At 58.8% G+C, this 2,382-nt stretch carries 3 protein-coding genes; all 3 read left to right on the forward strand.

All coding sequences use genetic code 11. The annotated features are described in order from the left end of the window. The coding region (locus ACXRVY_RS24635; protein ID WP_458238483.1) for a hypothetical protein at window positions 1–693 on the forward strand (693 nt) is incomplete at its 5' end. Beyond that, the gene (locus tag ACXRVY_RS24640) at window positions 690–1,310 is read left to right on the forward strand and encodes a hypothetical protein (RefSeq protein WP_458238484.1); all 621 of its coding nucleotides are present in this window, start codon (window positions 690–692) and stop codon (window positions 1,308–1,310) included. The genes ACXRVY_RS24635 and ACXRVY_RS24640, both read left to right, overlap by 4 nt. A 10-nt stretch (window positions 1,311–1,320) precedes the next feature. Then, window positions 1,321–2,382, forward strand: a 1,062-nt coding sequence (locus ACXRVY_RS24645) for a DNA methyltransferase (RefSeq protein WP_458238485.1), incomplete at its 3' end; no start/stop codon positions are given.

The following is a 2,382-nucleotide window of genomic DNA, read 5'->3' on the forward strand; positions in this document are numbered from 1 at the left end:
GCCCAGACGCGCGCGTACCGGCCCGATTTCATCGTCCATGTGGACGACGGGCATGGCGCGAAGGACCTGCTGAACCTGATCGTCGAGATCAAGGGCTACCGCGGCGAAGATGCCAAAGAGAAGAAAAACACCATGCAGACATACTGGGTCCCGGGCGTCAACCGGCTGGGCCAGTACGGCCGCTGGGCGTTTGCCGAATTCACCRATGTCTACGCCATGGAGAAGGACTTCGGAGAGGTCGTCGAAGCAACTTTCGCGGAAATGATTGAGTGCGCCAGAGGCGCCTCATTTACACCTTGGACAGTGCCCATGAATCGGTCACTGGTGCGCTTATCAGCGTCCGTCCGAGCGCAGCCCTGGGTCGCCCAAATTGTTGAGGCACTCTGGACGCTAGTCGGCGGACGCAAGTCGCGCCGCCTGACGCTGCCCGACCTGGATGCCATCGCCGTCACCAGCGGGCGTACTGCGGACGAGGCGTTCTCGGTTTTCTCGATGCTCACAGGCGATGAACCGGGGCTCCTGACGCTGCGATTCGAGACCGGAGACGGTCATGCATCCTTGTCGCGCGAGGAGGTGTTTAGGCAGTTGCGGCAGCGATTGTCCGAAAGGCCGCTGAGTCACGACGGCTGGCGCGCGTGGGCCTCTGGCATCAAAGTGTCCTGGGAGGTGGTCCCGGTGAAGGCAAGCACATGAACAAAAACGAATCGTTCCTGGCCCTGATGGAGAGGATTCAACAGAAGGCACCTGAGTATGTGTCCCTGTTGACTGCCAACTCATTGGACGAGTTCGAGTCTGCCTTTCTGCCAATCCTTGAGCGCGCCTTGAACGGACTAGAGGCCAACTCCAAAAACTACGCCCAGTTGAAGGAGGAGGGGCTGACCGCAGTGCTCGCACAGGCATTGAGTATCCCGGGCTTCTCAGTCATGCAGGAAGCCAACTCCAACGGCCATGTGGACATCACGATCGTCGCCGACCACTGTATGCCGATGCGAAAGAAGCTGGGGGAGGCGAAGGTATGGGATGGCACTGGCTGGCACCTGAAGGGGGTGGAGCAACTTCTGAGCAAATACACCACAGGCCGTGAAACGAGGGGTCTAGTGATCTCCTACGTGAGGACGGCTGACATCGCCGGCCTGTTCAAGAAGTTGCGCGAGCGCATGGACGAAGAATTGCCGCACCAACAGCAGAAGCCCGCGAGCGATCTCGCGCTGAAGTGGTCGTTTCAAACGGACCACCTCCACTCATGCGGCGAGGTTCTGGAAGTGGCTCACGTCGGCTGCAACATGTTCGTGAACGCGCCGAAAGCCTGAGGGAGCATTGATGGCAACGAAGAAGAACACTGGTGCAAGCGACGGCAAGACGGTCGTATCGATCAAGCACGACGAAGCCAAGCGCAAGAACATTCCCACCGCCGAATATCAGTCGGTGCTAGAGAAGCAGAAGCTCGCGCCGGTGGAGGTGAAGTACCCGCGCAACATTGGGCAGACACTGGCCGAGGAAAAACAGGCCCGCAACCCCGACCTGGATCCGCAACTGGTGTGGCGCGGCAAGGACCGGCAAGACTGGAGCGACCTGGTGGTGCACGCACCGCCACTGTACATCCAGGAAAAGGTGCATGCCAAGGCGTTAATCGACGACCTGCAGCGTGAAACCAAGGAGCGCCAGCATGCCGATGGCGAATTGACGCCCGACCTGTTCGCCGACTTTAACGGCGTGCCGCACGACGCCGACAAGACCGAGTTCTATGCGCACGATCAGAACTGGTCAAACCGCATGATCCTAGGTGATTCACTGCAGGTGATGGCCTCGCTGGCCGAACGCGAAGGGCTGCGTGGCAAAGTGCAGTGCATCTATTTCGATCCCCCCTACGGCATTACGTTCAACTCGAACTTTCAGTGGAGCACGACGAGCCGCGACGTGTCAGACGGCAACGCCAAGCACATTACGCGCGAGCCGGAACAGGTCAAGGCCTTCCGGGATACATGGCGCGACGGCGTTCACTCGTACCTGACTTACTTGCGAGATCGGCTTTTGGTCTCGCGCGACTTGCTCACGGACAGCGGATCAATATTCGTTCAGATTGGGGCTGAGAACGTCCACCGTGTGCGTGCGGTCCTAGATGAAGTGTTTGGTAGCGTCAATGCAATTGACACCATCGTCTTCGCAAAGACCTCAAGTTCGACTGGCGACTACCTCGGCCCAACCTTCGACTACTTGCTTTGGTACGGGCGGAACAAGGAGCTTTTGAAATACCGCAAAGCATTGCGTCGCAAAGCGCCCGGGCAAAAAGGTGGGACGGGCTACAAGAGTGTTCAGCTTCCAGATCTTTCGCGCCGCTCGTTGTCCAAGGAAGAGATCGAAGATCCCAGCTTGCTGCCAGAG

The sequence above is a fragment of the Pseudomonas sp. P5_A2_2 genome, from assembly GCF_054177685.1.